The following is an 18,841-nucleotide window of genomic DNA, read 5'->3' on the forward strand; positions in this document are numbered from 1 at the left end:
GAGTCGCCGCCGTGTGAATAACTTGCTAAAAATCAACAATGACTTAAACAATAGCCTTTATATAAAAAACACCGGGAGAGGTTCCCGGTGTTAGTGAGGTAAATATGCTAATTGATAGAAGAAGAGAATTGCAAATAAGTATACAAGCGGATGAACCGTTTTCCATTGTCCTTTGAAGATTTTCATAATCGGATATGAAATAAATCCTAACGCAATACCTGTCGCAATGCTCGATGTAAGTGGCATGCTTAAAATAATGAGGAAAGCAGGAAACGCTTCATCTAATTCATTCCACTTAATATGTGTGATGGCACTCATCATTAAGCTACCAACAATAATTAACGCTGGTGCGGTAATCGCGCTAATTCCTGAAATCGCACTGACTAAAGGTCCGAAAAAGGCGGATAGGATGAAAAGTACAGCAACGGTTAACGTCGTTAAGCCTGTACGTCCGCCAGCCGCTACCCCAGCAGAAGATTCAATGTATGCACTTGTTGGGCTTGTACCGAACATAGCTCCAAAAGTAGTGGCAACCGAATCTGCTAATAATGCTTCTCGGGCACGTGGCATTGTTTTTCCTTTCATTAATCCCGCTTGTTGAGCCACACCAATCATTGTTCCTGTTGTATCAAAAATCGTAACTAGTAAGAAGGAGAAAACAACGGCGTATAATCCATGTTGAATGACATCTGTAAAAGCTGTGATTGGGTTTAACACAATAAGTCCTTCTGGAAGTTTTGGCATGGACACAACCCCTTGGTCAAAGGAAAGTTGACCAGTAAAGTAAGCGATAATGGCCGTGATAATCATCCCGAGAAATAATGCACCATGGACATTTAACACCATCAATATTAGCGTCACCGCTAAACCAACAAGTGCCAACAAGGCCGATGGGGAATGAAGATCGCCTAACGCGACTAAATTCGTTGGATGGTCGGTAATAATACCGGTTAAGCGTAAACCGATAAAGGCAATAAACAAACCAATTCCAGCCGTAATTCCATGTTTTAAGTTTTCTGGAATGGCTTCAATTAATTTTTTACGGAAAGGAGATAATGATAAAATGACGAAAATAATACCAGCGACAAACACCGCAGAAAAGGCAGTGGCATAAGACACATGTTCATTTGAACCAACGACAGAATACGCAAAATATGCATTTAAACCCATACCAGGTGCGATTGCTATTGGATAGTTGGCAAAAAGGGCCATCCATAACGTTCCGATCACTGTGGCAATGATCGTCGCAGTGAATACTTGATCAAATGGAACACCCGCGTCTTTTAAAATAATCGGGTTTACGATGACGATATAAACCATCGTTAAAAAGGTCGTTAAACCAGCAATTAACTCAGTTTTTACCGTCGTGTTATGTTCTTGCAATTTAAACATGATTAACTCCTCCAAAACACGAACATTTTTTAACACGATTATTATAATATTCGTTTTTTGGGAGATGTGCAACCTTTTTTTAAGAAATGTTCCCATTTTTTTATAAAACCATTAAAATAGGTAGGAGTATAAACGAACAAAAAAACAGGAACCGTTGTTGGTCCCTGTTTAGGAAAATTATTTTGCTTCCGTAATTAATTGATGAATGTCGAGACGATTGGATTTACGTGGTTCTTTGATCGCTTTTCCAATGGTAATAAGCATCACTGGTACATAGCGATCAGATACGTTAAATTCTTTCATAAACTGGACTGGATTAAAACCACCAATCGGGCATGTGTCCCAGCCTTTCGCTTTGGCGGCTAACATGAATTGCATCGCCGCTAATGACGCGTTACTGAACGCAGCGTCGCGTGCATATTGTTTATTTTGATAAGCTCCTTCAATTTGTTGAATGAGCGTATTTTTAATTTCAGGGGTCATCATACCAGCTTCTACATCTGGGGCAAATACCAGCTCAGCATTTTTGTTTGCCTCAAGGTCCCCTAATACCGCGATAACAGCGGATGCATCAACAATTTGTTGTTGGTTATAAGCAATTGGGAGTAACCGTTGTTGAATTTCTTTATTATCAAAAATCATAAAATGCCAATGTTGTAAGTTCCAAGCAGAAGGTGCTTTACCAGCAATTTCTAATAACTCAACAAGCTCTTCACGCGAAATTGGAAGATTTGGGTCGTACACTTTTGCTGAACGACGTGATTCAATAACACCAAAAATATCTGCCATGATTGTTCCTCCTCATGATGAAGTATTGTCATGAATTACAAAATAATAGTTACTTACTTTTGGTAAGTAAAGTACTTTGTTAGCTTAAAATAAGGTGAACTTATCGTCAAGAAAAAGCGTTCGAACGGGGGGATGACCATGTCCAATTTGTGCCCGAAATATGAAGCTGCCTTTCAATTGTTAGGGAGGCGTTGGATCGGACTGATTATAAAAGTATTATTTGATGGACCGATGCGTTTTAAAATGATTTCCGAACAAATTCCGATGATCAGTGAAAAAGTGTTAGCGGATCGGTTGAAATTATTAGAAAAACATGGAATTATTCGGCGGAATGTCTATGCCGAAACACCTGTCCGGATTGAGTACGAGTTGACGGAGAAAGGGATGGCGTTAAAATCTGTTATGGCTGAAGTACAATCATGGGCAAATCAGTGGATGGATTGTCCGGTAGACGAACAATAAAAGTATTCATTTTTGTTATTTTCCCTTATAGGCCGTAAAATATAAGTAAACCTTTAGGGAAAGGAAGAGACCACATGCTTGGAGATAAACAAGAAAAAGTACTTGTGATTACGATGTTTGTAGTCGCTGTTTTTTTATTGTTTTCGATTGTACGGAAATTTTTCTTTTAAGGGCCTATGGTCTTATACAAATGGGGTGTATTCTTATGTGGAAAGGGATGTGGCAATTGCCGTAACATATAAGGGCTGTCGATTCGTTAGTGAGCGGCATCGGCGGAAGACGAGAAGAGAAAAGCTTTCTCATCTGAAGAGACGAGAAAGCTTTTTATTACGCGCGAATAAGTCCTTTGGCTGCTTCAACCGCTTGCGTATCTTTTTGTACTTCCTGAGGGGCGTTTCCTTGGCCAATCACATAACCAGCAAATTCCATACCAATAAATTGACAAATGTATTGGAATTGTTGAACGAGCGGAAGACCTTTTATTTTCGGTTGATCTCCTCCACAGGTGATTAAGTAGGCTTTTTTCGTTGCTAATCGCTCTTTAAATTGTAATTCACAGTCGCGTAAGCTTTGAGACCAGCGATCGATAAAGTTTTTCATATATCCTGATAGTCCATACCAATAAATCGGTGTCGCAAACACAAGAATATCATATTCTAAGATTTCTTTAATGAGTTCATCATAGTCATCTTCAACTGGTTGAAACCCGTTTGGATCATGGCGTAAATCATGAATAGGCTGAATTTGCTTTTCACGAAGTTTAAACAATTTGTAGTCATACCCTTGAACAGCTTGTTCAGCTAACCATTCGGTATTACCGTTGTTTCGGGAGCTTCCGCTTATGACAGCGATTTTCATCCAAAATCCATCCTTTCTCCATTTAATGTATGCGCTTATTGTAACGGATTTTGATTATTTCTTCACATCATATGAAAACTATTGTATTTTTGGGATAATTCTGATAATATTGATACTTGCCCTCTGCTGTAATTTTTACTCACCTCGTTTACTCCATCAGACACCCACATTTATCTATGAAAGGAGCAAACGTATGACCACAGCACCGGAACATCACCCGGATTATCATGAGGAAAAGAAACGGCTAGAATTTACCAAAACGTATATGGATGTCGTCATTAAAACAGCTGAAACGAACAAAGAACAATTTCGTCAAAACATGCAAGAAGCGTTTGCTGATGTGGATTGGTTAGAATCGAGTGGTGCGTACATCGAAATTTTAACGAATGCCAGCTTTTTTGATATGTCGAAGGAAGAGCTAGCGCATTTAAAAAAAGCGCGAAAAAAACCGTACTTTGCTCGCATTGATTTTAAACGGAATAATGATAAAACTGAAGTCCATTACATCGGAAAGACGTCCCTCTACCAAAGGGAAAATCAAGAGCAGCTCATCGTGGACTGGCGGTCACCGATTGCCAATTTGTATTATGAAGGTCGTTTAGGGCACGTGACGTATGAAACGGAAGATGAAACGTTCGAAGGGGAATTAACGTTAAAACGCCAAATTATGATTGAAGACGGGGAAATTGTTGAATTACGAGATATTGATTTAACAACAAACGACGAACTGTTACAAGAGTCGCTAGCGAAAAGCTCTTCCAATCGTCTAACAGAAATTATTACGACGATTCAAGAAGAACAAAACCGAATCATCCGTGCCGATTTAAATAAGCCCATCATTGTCCAAGGAGCGGCGGGAAGTGGGAAAACGACGATTGCTTTACACCGCATTTCCTATTTTATTTACCGTTATAAAAACTATTTTGATCCTAAACAACTGATGATTTTGGCACCAAGCCGACTGTTTATCGATTACATTTCCGAAGCCCTACCGGAATTAGGGGTTGAAAAAGTCCGCCAAACGACGTTTCAAGACTATGTGATCGCTTGTTTAGACGAAAAACTTCGCCTTCGTCCTGATGATAAGCTTGTTCGACTCATTGAACAAGGGGACAAAGAAGCACAAATCGCTGCAGAAGTCGCCCAATTTAAAGGGTCACGCCTCTTCTTTCAAATTTTACAAGCATATGTTCACGATATTGCCCAGCGCTTTACGACGAAAGAAGATTTTTATGTGGACAAATATCGGTTATTTTCGGCGAAAAAATATAATCATTTGTTATTAGTCGAGTATCAATACTTACCATTATATCGCCGAAAAGAAAAGTTAAAGCATGTGCTACAAAATTACGTTCGTTCCAACAAGAAAAAGATGCTCGAAAAAGTAGAGGCTTTTTATGATGAAAAAATTGAGTATGCTCTTTTTCATGTGAAACAGTCTCCTAAACGAAAAGCGTATGTCACTCAAGCGCTCGATAAAAAAGCGAAACGTTTAGCGGAAGTGCAACAAGCCATTCGCCATGCGGTTCCTTCGTTTATGCGCCAATTTGAGAACAAAAAGCTGGGGCAATATTATAAAGAGTTATTCCAAGAAGACAAGCTTGTAGAATATAGTCAAGGCTGTTTATCACGACAGGAAGCGTCTAAAATCTGTCATTACGTTCAGAAACATTTACGAAAAGGGGAGTATGAATATGAAGATTTAGGTGCTCTTTTATTTTTACAAAAGCAGTTGTATGGCATAGATAAAGAGTTGATGGCAAAAAACGTGGTGATCGATGAAGGACAAGACTATAGTTATGTGCAACTAATGGCGTTAAAAGTAGCTTTAGAAACGGATATGTTTACAATCGTCGGGGATTTAGCTCAAGGCATCCATTCGTATCGAGGATTGCAGTCGTGGGAAGAAGTGTATCAAGAAATTTTCCCACGAGCAACGTATACGGAGCTGCAAAAAAGTTATCGAACAACGGTAGAGATCATGGAAGAAGCCAATCAATTGCTTCAGAAATTACCGTACACATTTCCTAAAGTTACTCCCGTTGTTCGACATGGGGAGCCACCGAAGTTTTTGCATTATAATGATGTAGAAGAGATCAGTCATTTGATCCATCACCAAGTTCATCAATTAAAAAAAGAAGGATATCAAACGTTTGCAATCATCGGAAAAACAAGAACGGATTGTGAACAATTGTATGGACTTCTTTCCAACATTTTTTCAGATAACGTAACGTTGTTACAAGAGAAAGCTTCTATTCCGAAAGACCAGCTCGTCATTGTACCCTCCTATGTTTCGAAAGGATTAGAGTTCGATGTGGTGTTCATTTGCTCATTAAATGAAGTATTTGATGAAACGAACGAATTAGACGTGAAATTACTTTATGTGGCGATGACCCGACCGCTACATCGGTTGTTTTTTATAGGAAAACATCCTAGCGATTTTATTAGATAATTTTTTTTGGCTATGTTATATGTCATTGTTGATTTTAGCAAGTTATTTACACGGCGGCGACTTTTAGCGGGGACAAGAAGCCAGGCAAGACCCATACTTGAGCGTAGCGAGGGAAGCGGCTTGCGGCTTGCGGCTTGCCCGCGGAAAGCGTCCGCCACAAGCGTAATGTATAAATATCAACAGTATCATTGCTTCGATTTAAAGCGTTTTCGTATAATTAAAAGATGAGAAGGTATTTTGAGGTGGACCAATCATGAAAACAATTGCTGATATCGCCAAAATTGCTGGGGTTGGGAAAAGTACGGTTTCTCGTTATTTAAATGGTGGTTCGGTTAGTGAAGCAACGAAACGAAAAATAGAGCAGGCGATAAATGAAACTGGATATACCCCCAATCCTTTTGCTCAAAGCTTGAAGGCGAAAAAAACCAATTTTATCGGAACGATTGTTCCACGTTTAGATTCTTATGCGACATCTCGTACGTTAATTGGTATTGATGAACAGTTAAAACAATTAAATTATCAATTATTAATTTCGAATACAAGCCAACATATTGAACGAGAAATCGAAACGATTTATAACTTAGCAAGCCAAAAAGTAGCAGGAATTATTTTACTTGCCACCCAAATTACAAAAGCTCATCTAGAAGCTTTTAAAAAAGTAAAGATCCCGATTCTTCTTGTTGGACAAGAACACCCGAGCGTGCATAGTCTTATTCATAATGACTATGAGGCAGCCTATGAAATTGGGAAATACATCTTACAAAAAGGTCATCGAAAAATTGCTTATTTAGGTGTGACGGAAAAAGACGTGGCTGTTGGCGTAAAAAGAAAAGAAGGCTTTAAGCGGGCAATAGAAGAAGTTGAATCTTGTGAAGTTCGTTACTTTGAAACTGATTTTAATATGTTTATCGCACAAGAAAAAGCGTCAAAAATGTTAGAAGAATATCAGCCAACCGTTATTGTATGCGCAACAGATAATATCGCTCTTGGTGCATTAAGGGCAGCCCAGTTAAAAGGATTAAGCATTCCAAAAGATATTTCGATTACAGGCTTTGGAGGATATGATGTTACTGAAATTATTCATCCTGGATTGACGACCGTGAAATTTTTCTTTAAGGAAGCTGGAAAAATGGCGGCACAAAACATCGTGAAGCTTGTGAATGAAGAGGCAATTGCGAAACGGACTTTATCAAATTTTCAAATAATTGAACGTGAAAGCGTTGACAATTTAAATCGTTGTTCATTATAATGTAACTGAAACCGGTTCCAGTTCCAAAAAAAGTACTTGAATCCGGTTCCTATTTTTTATATGTTGTTGGAACCGGTTCCATTCTCGGTTATTCCAATATACAATTTAGGGAGGAAGCCATGAAACACGATCAAATTGCCAAAGGAATTTTAGAGGCTATTGGCGGAAAAGAAAATATTTCGGCTGCTGCTCACTGTGCGACACGCTTACGTTTGGTTTTAAATGACGAAAGTAAAGTGAATCAAGAAGCGCTTGACCAAATGGATGCCGTGAAAGGTACATTTTCAACGGGTGGTCAGTTTCAAATCATCTTAGGTTCAGGGACTGTTCAAAAAGTATATCAAGAATTGAAAAAGTTAACCGGACTACAAGAAATGTCCACAAAAGATGTAAAAGATGCCGGAGCGAAAAATCTCAATCCTTTGCAGCGTTTAGTGAAACTGCTATCTGATATTTTCGTTCCAATTATTCCTGCCATTGTTGCTGGCGGTCTGTTAATGGGGATTAATAATGTGTTAACGGCACAAGACTTATTTATGGAAGGTAAGTCCCTCATTGAAGCGAATCCAGAATTGGCAGACTTAGCAGCTCTTATTCATACGTTTGCTAATGCAGCATTCGTGTTTTTACCTGTATTAATTGGTTTTTCAGCCGTCCAGCGCTTCGGTGGTAATCCATACTTAGGTGCAACTTTAGGGATGTTAATGGTTCACCCTGATTTATTAAACGGCTGGGGGTACGGTGGTGCCTTAGTAAATGGTGAAATTCCTGTTTGGAGTATATTCGGATTTGAAATTGAAAAAGTCGGTTATCAAGGTACCGTATTACCAGTTTTAGTTGCATCCTATATCTTAGCAAAAACAGAACAATTTTTGCGTAAATATATACCATCGGCACTTGATAACTTGTTAACCCCATTATTAACGATTTTTATTACTGGTATGTTAACTTTTACAGCCGTAGGACCGATTACACGTTCAGCAGGGAACCTATTAACGGACGGACTTGTTTGGTTATATGATACAACAGGCTTGATCGGTGGTGCTTTATTTGGTTTCGTTTATGCCCCGATCGTTATTACGGGTATGCACCATAGTTTTATTGCCGTTGAAACCCAATTATTAGCCGATTTCGTGAAAACAGGTGGTTCATTTATTTTCCCAGTTGCGGCCATGTCTAACGTTGCCCAAGGTGCTGCTACATTAGCCGTGCTAATGATGGTAAAAGATAAGAAAATCAAAAGTATTGCGTCTGCAGCGGGAATTTCAGCACTTTTAGGTATTACAGAGCCAGCCATGTTTGGTGTAAACTTAAAGCTTCGTTATCCATTTATTGGCGCGATTACCGGTGCAGCCGTTTCATCGGCATTTATTACAATCTTTAAAGTCAAAGCAGTTGCCCTTGGTGCTGCTGGTTTACCAGGTATCATTTCGATTCGACCTGATTCCATTGTTCCATATGTCATTGGAATGGTGATTTCCTTCGCTGTAGCATTCGTTACAACCATCCTTTTAGCGAAGCGTGCAGAAATAAAAGAACAAACTCAGAAAAAAGTAGCTTAATAGAATGTGAGAAGGGAGAATCACATAGATTCTCCCATCATGTTTAAGGGGAGTTTGAGGACACATGAAATGGACGAGAGAACAGCGATATCGACGGCTAGAAGAGGCTAGTCAAGAGGAATTGAACGCTTTAAAAGAAAAAGTCCAAAAAAGTATTTGGCGTCAATCTTTTCATATTCAACCGGAAATGGGCCTTTTAAATGACCCAAACGGCTTTTCTTATTTTCACGGGGAATACCATTTATTTTATCAATGGTTTCCGCTCGGTCCTGTTCATGGACTAAAATATTGGTATCACACGAAATCAAAAGATCTTGTCCATTGGGAAAATGTCGGGATAGGTATTCAGCCGAACGACTATTTTGATTCCCATGGGGCTTTTTCAGGAAGTGCGATTTGCCATAATGGAAAGTTACATCTTATGTATACCGGAAATACAAGGGATGAAAATTGGGTTCGTCATCCCTATCAATGTTTAGCGGTGATGGATGAAGACGGGCATATTGTAAAATTACGTGAGCCCGTCATCAAAGAAGTTCCAAAAGGGTATACCGATCATTATCGGGATCCGAAAGTATGGAAGGACAAAAACACGTTTTATGCTGTCATTGGAGCTCAGCGGGAAAATAAAACAGGTTGTATTGTTCTTTATTCCTCACCAGATTTACATCACTGGACATTTGAAGGTGAGGTGCAAACCAACTTACAGGAATTTGGATTTATGTGGGAGTGCCCCGATTATTTTGAACTAGATGGAAAAGGTGTTTTGATCTTTTCACCACAAGGGGTCGAGCCAAATGGGGATCAGTTCCAAAATATTTATCAATCTGGCTATATTCTTGGTGATAAGCTCGATTTAAAGAAAAAAGTATTTCATCATGGAGAGTTTGTGGAGCTTGATCGTGGATTTGATTTTTATGCACCGCAAACGACTGTGGATCATAAAGGGCGTCGCCTTTTAGTTGGTTGGATGGGTCTTCCTGAAATCGAGTATCCAACAGACAAAGATGGTTGGGCCCATTGTTTAACATTGCCGAGAGAATTGAGTGTCCAAAATGGTAAGTTAATTCAGCGCCCTGTGAAAGAATTAGAAGCTTTGCGTCAACATTCCGTAAAGGTGAAAGATATTCTTCATAATGAGAAAAAAATGTATGATGGGTTTACTGGAACAATATATGAACTGATTTGTGAGTTTACGGACATGGAGGCAGAGGAAGTCGGAATCGAATTCCGGGCAGGAAAAGAGGAAAAAACGGTCATCTACTTTAATAAAAAAGAACAAAAAGTCATCTTAGACCGTACTCATTCAGGCCAAGTTCCGGCGAAAGAGTATGGAACAACAAGAAAGTGTATCGTTCAAGGCAGTAAGTTAAAGATGCATCTATTTGTTGATACGTCTTCTGTTGAAATCTTTCTCAATGACGGGGAAGAAGTGTTTACCAGCCGAATTTTTCCACGACCAGAAAGTACAGAAATTCGCTTCTTTTCCAGAAACGGAAAGGTTGCATTAAATACAACCAAATACAATTTATCTCCAATGAATGAAAGAGAGGATTAACTAATGGGGAGATTAATTTCAATCGGTGAAGTGTTAATTGATTTTATTCCAAAAGAAAAAGGAAAAGCCTTAAAGGATGTTCAAGCTTTTGTACGAGCACCAGGAGGAGCCCCAGCAAACGTCGCGGCGGCGGTAGCTAAATTTGGGGCAGAAGCTTCGATGATTACAAAGCTAGGAATGGATGCCTTCGGGGACTTTTTAATAGACGAGTTGCAAAAAGCAGGAGTCAAAACGGACAAAATTAAACGTACAAATCAAGCCAATACGGGATTAGCTTTTGTTTCCCTTCGAGAAGATGGAGAACGAGATTTTTCCTTTTATCGTAATCCGTCGGCCGACTTATTACTTTCGGAAGATGAAATCGAAGAACATTGGTTTCAAAAAGGAGATATTTTACATTTTTGTTCGGTCGATTTGGTAGAAAGTCCAATGAAGCAAGCTCATGAAAAAGCAATCCGTCTTGTGAAAGAAATCGGTGGACTGATTAGCTTTGACCCGAATGTACGGCTTCCACTTTGGAATCAGGCAGAAGAATGTCGTCAAACAATTTTAGAGTTTATTCCAAAAGCCCATCTCCTTAAAATTTCCGATGAAGAATTAGCGTTTATTACTGGAATGAAGGATGAAAAAGAAGCCATTGAAAGCTTATTTACAGGTGAAGTAAAAGCTGTTATTTACACAAAAGGAGCTAACGGGGCCGACCTATATACAAAGAATTCGGCTTATCAATCGAACGGCTATAAAGTAGACGTTCAAGATACGACAGGGGCAGGAGATGCCTTTATTGGCGGCTTTTTATATAAACTTCTTGAAAAAGAAGTAAACCCTGACAACTTGGTCGACGTGTTAAATGAACACCATCAGGAACTATTAATGTTTGCAAATGCCAGTGGGGCCTTAACGACAACCGGAAAAGGTGCCATTTCATCGATTCCGACGAAAGAAGCGATTGAACAGTTCATTCAACAATAAAAATAAATGTTTTATATGAAGACCGGGTCAATTACTGAAATCGGTCTTCTTTTTTGTAATGGTTATCGAAAATTTTATAAGAATATCACATTTTTGGAACTTTTTGTACGTTCCTTCGTATAAAAAGACGGGGGGAAGAGCAATGGAATGGAGAAAATGGCAAACGCTTTTTGCGATCATCTTTATAGGACTATTTATAGCAGGTGCTTTTTTGAAAGCTCTTACCTTAGTAGAATATGTGATTTGGGGTCTATTTCTTTTTTTTATTATTGCAGCCAATCAATTAAGAACTGCACATATCAATAAAATTCGATATAGCGCCCCTGTTGTAGATAGTCATTTGTTTTCGCAAAATGACCTCCTCATCGAACGCGGGGAGACTCTTACGTATCAGGCGTTGCTATTTCATCCTAAAGGGGATGTCATTGGTACAATCGAAGATGATTCTGAAAAAATATCGAGATGGGTACGCTATTTTACAAGTTTCGCCTTTTGGGTACCGTTTCGGGCGCATGTGAAGGATAAAGAGGGAAATATTGTGGCTGCAATTGTCCGTACCCCGGGATGGAATTCGTCGATTGAACTTTATGAACCAGATGGGACACTGATCGGTTCATATAAAGAACGATTATCGTTTAGCGGGGAATTAAAAGGAACGTTTACATTTCAAGATGGGAATGGCAAATATGAGCTTAAAGGAGATGCGTTCTTTTTAAAATTACTTAATGAACAAGGAAAAACAATTGCAGAATTTAAACAAGGATGGATGCCGGTCGAATGGCAACAGCGATTTAAAGATCCGAATATGGCGATTATTCACTTTCACCCAGAAGCGACGGTCATCGATCGGAAAATCTTTTTCGGCATTTGTTTGTCACTGGTGTTAGCATAACGGTAAGGAAAGAGGAGACGATATGGATACATTGAAAGAGCAGATTTACCAATTAGAACAAAAGCTTCTTCAACCAGAAGTTCGAATGGCCCCAGAAGAACTCGACCAGCTTCTTGCGGAGGACTTTATGGAGTTTGGAAGCTCTGGAAACGTGTGGGTAAAAGCGGATTGTGTTCAACCTGGAGGACTCTCGGTACGCCAAATGACCATTCTAGACTTCGATATTCGTCTATTAGCTGAAAATGTTGTGTTAGCCACTTATCTTGTCTATGATGAGACTAGAAATGAATACACGCTTCGTAGCTCCATTTGGAAACACCTGAACGGCCGTTGGCAAATGACCTTTCATCAAGGGACGAAAACATGCCGATAGAAGTTTTATATATAGGCTATGTATATTTCATTGTTGATTTTTAGTAAGTTATTTGCACGGCGGCGACTTCAGCGGGAACAAGAAGCCGCAAGACCCATACTTGAGCGTAGCGAGGGGAGCGGCTTGCCTGCGGAAAGCGTCCGCTTGCAGCGAATATATAAATATCAACAGTATCGTTGTAGAGACTATATTTAAAAGTATGAATAATGATCAGCTCCTCCAAAAAGAGGAGTATTTTTTGGAATCTTATTATCTATTTCTTTATTGGTATTCGGATTTTTAGAATTATAAAGGCTAAATAAGGTTATCGGACTAAACGAATTTTTTTATTGACAAAGAAAAAATATCATAGTATCATAAATCTTGAATTCGAGATAAATTTCTTTTTTTGTCATTAATATCTTGAATTCAAAATAATAAAATTCGAGATAAATAGTTCTTTTCAACATGTGAAGGGAATTATAAGGAGGAGATTATATGTTAACAAGTATTGGGTTATTAATCATTCGTGTCGTAATCGGGGTGTTGTTTATTGGCCATGGTGCCCAAAAGCTTTTTGGTGCATTCGGCGGTTATGGTCTAGAAGGTACTGGACAATATTTTGATTCAATTGGCATTAAACCAGGAAAGACGATGGCGCTACTGGCTGGTTTAATGGAGTTTGTTGGAGGATTATTATTTGCACTCGGTCTGTTTACGCCGATAGGGGCTCTATTGATCGCCTTAACGATGGTCGTAGCGATTGCAAAAGTTCATGGAGCGAACGGTCTTTGGATTACACAAAACGGCTATGAATACAACCTAGTGTTACTAGTTGTAGCGATTGCCGTTGCGTTCATTGGTGCAGGAGATTATTCATTAGACGCGTTCTTGTTTTAACGATAGGGGGAAAGCCTAAATGATCCAAGTTTATCCGGCAAAGGAACGGTTTTTTGCTGATCATGGTTGGTTAAAAAGCTATTTTAGTTTTTCATTTGCTCATTATTTTGATCCGAACAATATGATGTTTGGTCCGATGCGAGTACTTAATGACGATGTCGTGAAGCCACTTCGAGGATTTGGGGCTCATCCGCATGAAGAAATGGAGATTGTCTCTATCGTGTTAAAAGGCCAATTAAAACACGAGGATAGCACCGGTCAATCGGCCATTACAACGTTTGGTGGAATTCAACGGATGACCGCTGGTACTGGGGTCGTTCATTCGGAAGTGAATCCATCCGATACGGAAGAAGTGAATTTTTTACAAATGTGGTTTGTCCCAGATACACCGGGCTTGCCGCCTTCCTATGAAAAAACGGAATTTGATGTGAACAAGTTAAAAAATCAACTTCTCCCGGTAGTATCCAAAAAATTAGCCGGAGAAGGAGTTGCTTATATTCATCAAGATTTAACGATTTATTTATCCGATCTTGAAAAAGAAAATGAATTGACTTTTACGCAGCAACCTGACCGTTATATTTTCTTTTTCGTCATTGAAGGAAACGTGACGTTAAACGATGAGTTTACGTTAGGTCGTAGAGATTCCGCACGCATTACGGATGTGACGAAATTACACATAAAAGCGAATGAAGACAGTCGTTTCATGCTCATTGATTTACCTTCTAACCATTAATGGTTGGATGGAAAATAATAAAAAACTAAAGGAGAGATTTCAATGACAAATGTAAATTTAGCCATCATTTATTACAGCTCTACAGGTACGAACTATCAATTAGCAAAATGGGCTGAAGAAGGGGCAAAAGAAGTTGGAGCAGAAGTAAAAGTGTTAAAAGTAGAAGAACTAGCTCCTGAATCCGCAATCGCTTCTAATCCGGCATGGAAAGCTCATTATGAAGCAACAAAAGATGTACCAACAGCTACATTAGAAGATTTAGAGTGGGCCGATGCAATTATTTTCAGTGTTCCTACTCGTTTCGGAAATGTGCCTTCCCAGTTAAAACAATTCCTTGATACAACAGGTGGCTTATGGGCGCAAGGAAAACTGGCCAATAAAGTAGTGAGCGCTATGGCTTCAGCGGCGAACGCGCACGGTGGTCAAGAACAAACAATTTTAGCTCTATACACGACGATGATGCACTGGGGAGCGATTATTGCCGCACCTGGTTATACGGATGGTTCTGCGTTTGCTGCTGGTGGAAATCCGTATGGCACTTCTGTAACTGTGGATCAAGAAGGCAATATGATCGAAGATGTGGAAGCAGCAGTGAAACATCAAGCAAAACGTACCGTTGAAGTCGCCCAATGGGTGAAAAACGGAATTCAAAAATAATGAGGTAAGGCTGACTACTACCTTTTTTAGGTGAGTCAGCCTTATATTTATGCCAAAACTGTCATGATTTAAGGTGGAAAAAAGAATATTTCGAAATAAAACTGGCAAATAAAAAATCACCGTTAAATAATCGGATGAACGGTGATTTTTTTTTTTTTATAAGTGGAAATTTTAAACTTTTGAACTAGAAATTAAGTACGTCCAACCGGTAATAAAATGGTCCGAACTGAAATAAATTCAGCTAAACAGCACAAAAAATCCGTGATTCAATCAATCGGTCGCTTATTCTATGTATGGCTCAAACACGCTGTCCGGTATAGGGGCCTCGCACGTAATCTTTTCTTGTGTTAGCGGATGCACAAACGTAAGTCGTTTCGCATGAAGGGCTTGACGGTGAACGACCGGTTTTCCACCATACAGCGTATCGCCGACGAGCGGATGTCCAATGGAACTCATATGGACCCGAATTTGATGCGTCCGTCCTGTATCCAATGTACACTCTACTAACGAAACGCGTTCTTTCGGATATGTCTCTAGCACCCGGTAATGGGTAACAGCGTATTGTCCTGTACGAGATACACGACGGCGTGTTGGATGGTGCCTATCACGGCCAATCGGTGCTGAAATCGTATCTTGTTTTCTTTGAACGACACCATGCACGAGTGCCATATACGTTCGTTTAATATTCCTTGTTTCTAACTGTCGATCTAACATTCCTTTTACAAACGGAACTTTGGCAAAAAGTACGGCCCCAGACGTATCTCGATCTAACCGGTGAACATGTTGAACAGCACGTATCTCTCCATTCATCAAACAATAACCACACACTCGTTGAAGGAGGGTGTCTTCATCGGTCGGATGATTCGGGTGCGTATCTAAACCAGCTGGTTTATTCACAACAACTAATACTTCATCTTCATACAGTACCTCTACTGGTTCAAACGAAGGGGAAAAAGGAGATTCTATGTCATGCAAAATATTCAAAGACAACGTGTCCCCTTCTGTTAACACCGTATGCCATGGGACTATTTTTCCATTCACGAATACCCCTTTCGTCATCCGTAGTTCATGAGCCAGTTTTTTCGGTACGTTCCAGACGTTTTTTATCAATTGTTCAATTGTATAGGATGTCCACTGTTGTTTGACATCCACTTCTAATATTTGACCTTTTCGATTCATGGTTACGCTCCTTTTCTGGTTAAAAATTACCAGATAAAAACTACAATTTAGTATGTTATTCTTAAAGTGTAATTTTTAAAAAGATTACAAACTTTACAAGTAGGTGGTAGTGATGAAAGTAAGGTATGCATCAACTTCATTACAAGAAGAAGAAATCGACCAACTCATTGACTATATGTACACCGACATATTTCCACGATATTTTTCAGAAGACGAGGTTGAATATTTCCGAAAAATGAAAGTGTTACATACGCCATCAAGACATCATGATTATACGGGAACATTAAAAGATGCCTTCGAAATTCTTTCCAGTCTTCAATTAATTATCGCCTTAATCGAAGCAAATGAAAAGCAGGCATTAGGAGAACGGTACAAAAAAATATTTGAGCGGAACGTACAAATTTTACAACAATATCATTTACATTTTCCATTTACCCTCGATCAGTTCGAACGTCCCAAAAAATATGTCATTAGTACGTATACTCCTGTAACGAATGAATTACTTGTGTAAATATCTTATTTTAAATGAAAGTTTCCTAAAAAAGGCCTATTTTGGTCCCGTTTACCCTCATAAAATATCAGAATTTTATCAATACACAGAAATTTAAGAGAGTGGTACGATAATTACGTAATCTATTTGATTGAAGGGGGAATGAATTTGAAGAAGAAAAAGGTTTTGATTTCGGGCGTTACCACTCTCGGCTTGCTTTCTACGTTAGTGTTTTCGACGCCCAATACGGCCCCGGCAGCGAACGGTGAATTAGTTTATAAAGGAGTCAACACCGTTTCAGTCAATGATGTAGCAAAACCTATCAAAACAGGGAAAGCTCACTTTCTCATTGAATCCTACCAAAGTAAAATTCCTAAAGGTCTATTAAAATCATTAAAAGAAGTACCAGCGAATAATGAACTATACGTCATTCAATTAAAAGATGTAATTACTCAAGACGAAAGAGAGATGTTAGAAGCTGCAGGCGTACAACTCATTGAGTACATTCCTGACTATGCGTTTGTGGCCACAATTAAAGATAGCGACCTTTCAAAAGTTGAAGGACTCACTCTTGTTGAATCTGTTACCCCATATTTGCCACTATACAAACTAGACCCTCGACTATTTGAAGAAGGTGCTTCTAATCTCGTGAAAGCAGTTGTGAAAAAATCGAATCAAAAGGCAACAAAAGTCGAAGCGAAAGGGTTAAATGAGCTCATTTCATACGCCTTCCAAACTGATGTCACGTATATTTCCCCAGAATCGGAATTTCAACTGATGAACGATCAAGCGGCTGTCATAACGAAAACGACGATCGCCAATAATACGTACGGGTTATATGGTGCTGGTCAAACAGTAGCAGTTGCCGATACAGGTCTTGATACAGGTGTAAATGATTCATCGATGCATGAATCGTTCCGAGGGAAAATTACGGCGATTTATGCATGGGGTCGTCCAAATAATGCGAGTGACCCGAACGGACATGGTACCCATGTGGCTGGTTCCGTGTTAGGTAATGCGAGCTTTAAAGGTATGGCACCTAGCGCAAGCCTTGTCTTCCAATCTATCATGGATGCTAATGGTGGATTAGGTGGTTTACCATCCAATTTATCCGACTTATTCTCCCAAGCGTATAATGCAGGAGCACGTATTCATACAAACTCTTGGGGAGCACCAGTAAACGGGGCTTATACGACCGATTCGCGAACGGTGGACCAATATGTGTATAACAACGATATGACGATTTTATTTGCCGCAGGTAATGAAGGTCCTGGTTCAGGAACGATTAGTGCACCTGGTACAGCGAAAAATGCGATTACTGTAGGTGCATCAGAAAATTATCGACCTTCGTTTGGTTCGTATTCGGATAATCCAGACCAAATTGCGAGCTTCTCTTCTCGTGGACCAACAAAAGATGGTCGTGTAAAACCAGACGTCGTTGCTCCGGGAACATATATTTTATCTTCCCGATCGTCGCTTGCACCAGATTCATCTTTCTGGGCAAATTATAATAGTAAATACGCGTACATGGGCGGAACATCGATGGCCACGCCATTAACAGCAGGAAATGTGGCCTTACTTCGTGAAAACTTTATTAAGAACTACGGCATTACTCCGAAGCCGTCCTTATTAAAAGCAGCGTTAATCGCTGGTGCCACTAACCTCGGTTTATCGAACAACAGCCAAGGCTGGGGACGAGTGAACATGGAAACCTCGTTAAATGTGGCTTATGTCAATGAATCTACTGCTCTATCAACAGGGCAAAAAGCAACATATACATTCAACGCAACTAGCTCCAAACCGTTACGCATTTCACTTGTATGGACGGATTATCCTGGAAGTACATCCGCTTACTACTCATTAGTAAACGACCTTGACATAGTTGTTACTTCTCCTAGTGGTCAAGTCTATGTCGGAAACGACTTCTCGTATCCATACGACAACAATTGGGACGGCGTCAACAACGTCGAAAACGTCTTTATTAACAATCCACAATCAGGAACGTACACCATTGAAGTTCAAGCATACAACGTTCCAAGCGGTACGCAAAAATTCTCATTGGCGGTTGTGAATTAATTTTAATTACTTAGGAGGTTAAATTTTGATGAAAAAAGGTAAAAAAATTTTCATTTCCGCTATCATTATCGGCTTACTATCAACTCTCTTTGCAGGAGTAGCAGCAGCGGAAGACCATCCACCGTGGTTCGGGGTAAGCAGTGTACAAGTAGACAACAATAATTAAATTAGAAAAGGTGAGTGCTATTATAGCTCTCACCTTTTTTGTAGTTTACGGATAATTTTGTTTTGTTTTCTAGACACTTTTAAGACCTGCTACTGTGGACAA

General features: G+C 39.5%; 18 protein-coding genes. 14 read left to right on the forward strand and 4 right to left on the reverse strand.

The genetic code is table 11. The features are described 5' to 3' along the window. Positions 1-90 precede the first annotated feature (90 nt). Together ABES52_RS13750 and ABES52_RS13755 are read right to left on the reverse strand one after the other, a co-directional pair. Positions 91-1,392 carry an NCS2 family permease gene (locus ABES52_RS13750; RefSeq protein ID WP_429651752.1) on the reverse strand — a complete coding sequence of 434 codons (1,302 nt, stop codon included), beginning with the start codon at positions 1,390-1,392 and terminating at the stop codon, positions 91-93. 177 nt (positions 1,393-1,569) lie between these two features. After that, positions 1,570-2,181 carry a nitroreductase family protein gene (locus ABES52_RS13755; RefSeq protein WP_429651753.1) on the reverse strand — a complete coding sequence of 204 codons (612 nt, stop codon included), beginning with the start codon at positions 2,179-2,181 and terminating at the stop codon, positions 1,570-1,572. Positions 2,182-2,313: 132 nt separating this feature from the next. Here ABES52_RS13755 and ABES52_RS13760 point away from each other — a divergent pair, with 132 nt between their 5' ends. Beyond that, positions 2,314-2,643, forward strand: a complete 330-nt coding sequence (locus ABES52_RS13760) for a winged helix-turn-helix transcriptional regulator (protein ID WP_429651754.1) — start codon at positions 2,314-2,316, stop codon at positions 2,641-2,643. 327 nt (positions 2,644-2,970) lie between these two features. Here ABES52_RS13760 and ABES52_RS13765 read toward each other — a convergent pair whose 3' ends face one another. After that, positions 2,971-3,501, reverse strand: a complete 531-nt coding sequence (locus tag ABES52_RS13765) for a flavodoxin family protein (protein WP_429651755.1) — start codon at positions 3,499-3,501, stop codon at positions 2,971-2,973. 193 nt (positions 3,502-3,694) lie between these two features. On the opposite strand from ABES52_RS13765, the gene helD reads away from it, so the two are divergent. The 10 genes from helD to wrbA all read left to right on the forward strand — a co-directional run bounded on the left by helD (position 3,695) and on the right by wrbA (position 14,828). After that, positions 3,695-5,953 carry an RNA polymerase recycling motor HelD gene (helD, locus tag ABES52_RS13770; protein WP_429651756.1) on the forward strand — a complete coding sequence of 753 codons (2,259 nt, stop codon included), beginning with the start codon at positions 3,695-3,697 and terminating at the stop codon, positions 5,951-5,953. A gap of 253 nt (positions 5,954-6,206) precedes the next feature. Further along, a complete protein-coding gene (locus tag ABES52_RS13775; protein ID WP_429651757.1) occupies positions 6,207-7,202 on the forward strand; it encodes a LacI family DNA-binding transcriptional regulator in 996 nt (331 codons plus the stop codon). A 119-nt stretch (positions 7,203-7,321) separates the two neighbouring features. Next, the gene (locus ABES52_RS13780) at positions 7,322-8,764 is read left to right on the forward strand and encodes a sucrose-specific PTS transporter subunit IIBC (protein WP_429651758.1); all 1,443 of its coding nucleotides are present in this window, start codon (positions 7,322-7,324) and stop codon (positions 8,762-8,764) included. Positions 8,765-8,828: 64 nt separating this feature from the next. Further along, complete coding sequence (locus ABES52_RS13785) at positions 8,829-10,322, forward strand: glycoside hydrolase family 32 protein (RefSeq protein ID WP_429651759.1); 1,494 nt, start codon at positions 8,829-8,831, stop codon at positions 10,320-10,322. Positions 10,323-10,325: 3 nt separating this feature from the next. Continuing rightward, positions 10,326-11,294: a carbohydrate kinase family protein gene (locus ABES52_RS13790; RefSeq protein WP_429651760.1), complete on the forward strand. Its 969-nt coding sequence runs from the start codon at positions 10,326-10,328 to the stop codon at positions 11,292-11,294. Between the two features lie 142 nt (positions 11,295-11,436). Continuing rightward, complete coding sequence (locus ABES52_RS13795) at positions 11,437-12,186, forward strand: hypothetical protein (protein ID WP_429651761.1); 750 nt, start codon at positions 11,437-11,439, stop codon at positions 12,184-12,186. A 22-nt stretch (positions 12,187-12,208) separates the two neighbouring features. Continuing rightward, positions 12,209-12,559: a nuclear transport factor 2 family protein gene (locus tag ABES52_RS13800; protein ID WP_429651762.1), complete on the forward strand. Its 351-nt coding sequence runs from the start codon at positions 12,209-12,211 to the stop codon at positions 12,557-12,559. A 477-nt stretch (positions 12,560-13,036) separates the two neighbouring features. Then, positions 13,037-13,438: a DoxX family protein gene (locus ABES52_RS13805; protein WP_429651763.1), complete on the forward strand. Its 402-nt coding sequence runs from the start codon at positions 13,037-13,039 to the stop codon at positions 13,436-13,438. Between the two features lie 19 nt (positions 13,439-13,457). Beyond that, on the forward strand, positions 13,458-14,171 hold the full coding sequence (locus tag ABES52_RS13810; RefSeq protein ID WP_429651764.1) for a pirin family protein: 714 nt from the start codon (positions 13,458-13,460) through the stop codon (positions 14,169-14,171). A gap of 42 nt (positions 14,172-14,213) precedes the next feature. After that, complete coding sequence (wrbA, locus tag ABES52_RS13815; protein ID WP_429651765.1) at positions 14,214-14,828, forward strand: NAD(P)H:quinone oxidoreductase; 615 nt, start codon at positions 14,214-14,216, stop codon at positions 14,826-14,828. A 282-nt stretch (positions 14,829-15,110) separates the two neighbouring features. Here wrbA and ABES52_RS13820 read toward each other — a convergent pair whose 3' ends face one another. Next, the gene (locus ABES52_RS13820; protein ID WP_429651766.1) at positions 15,111-16,007 is read right to left on the reverse strand and encodes an RluA family pseudouridine synthase; all 897 of its coding nucleotides are present in this window, start codon (positions 16,005-16,007) and stop codon (positions 15,111-15,113) included. 112 nt (positions 16,008-16,119) lie between these two features. On the opposite strand from ABES52_RS13820, the gene ABES52_RS13825 reads away from it, so the two are divergent. The 3 genes from ABES52_RS13825 to ABES52_RS13835 all read left to right on the forward strand — a co-directional run bounded on the left by ABES52_RS13825 (position 16,120) and on the right by ABES52_RS13835 (position 18,739). Further along, positions 16,120-16,518, forward strand: a complete 399-nt coding sequence (locus tag ABES52_RS13825; protein WP_429651767.1) for a DUF5365 family protein — start codon at positions 16,120-16,122, stop codon at positions 16,516-16,518. 147 nt (positions 16,519-16,665) lie between these two features. Beyond that, entirely contained in the window at positions 16,666-18,573 is a 1,908-nt protein-coding gene (locus ABES52_RS13830; protein ID WP_429651768.1) for a S8 family serine peptidase, read from the forward strand. 28 nt (positions 18,574-18,601) lie between these two features. Next, a complete protein-coding gene (locus tag ABES52_RS13835) occupies positions 18,602-18,739 on the forward strand; it encodes a hypothetical protein (protein ID WP_429651769.1) in 138 nt (45 codons plus the stop codon). Positions 18,740-18,841 lie beyond the last annotated feature (102 nt).

The sequence above is a fragment of the Aeribacillus pallidus genome, from assembly GCF_050478865.1.
Taxonomy (GTDB): domain Bacteria; phylum Bacillota; class Bacilli; order Bacillales; family JACDOC01; genus JACDOC01.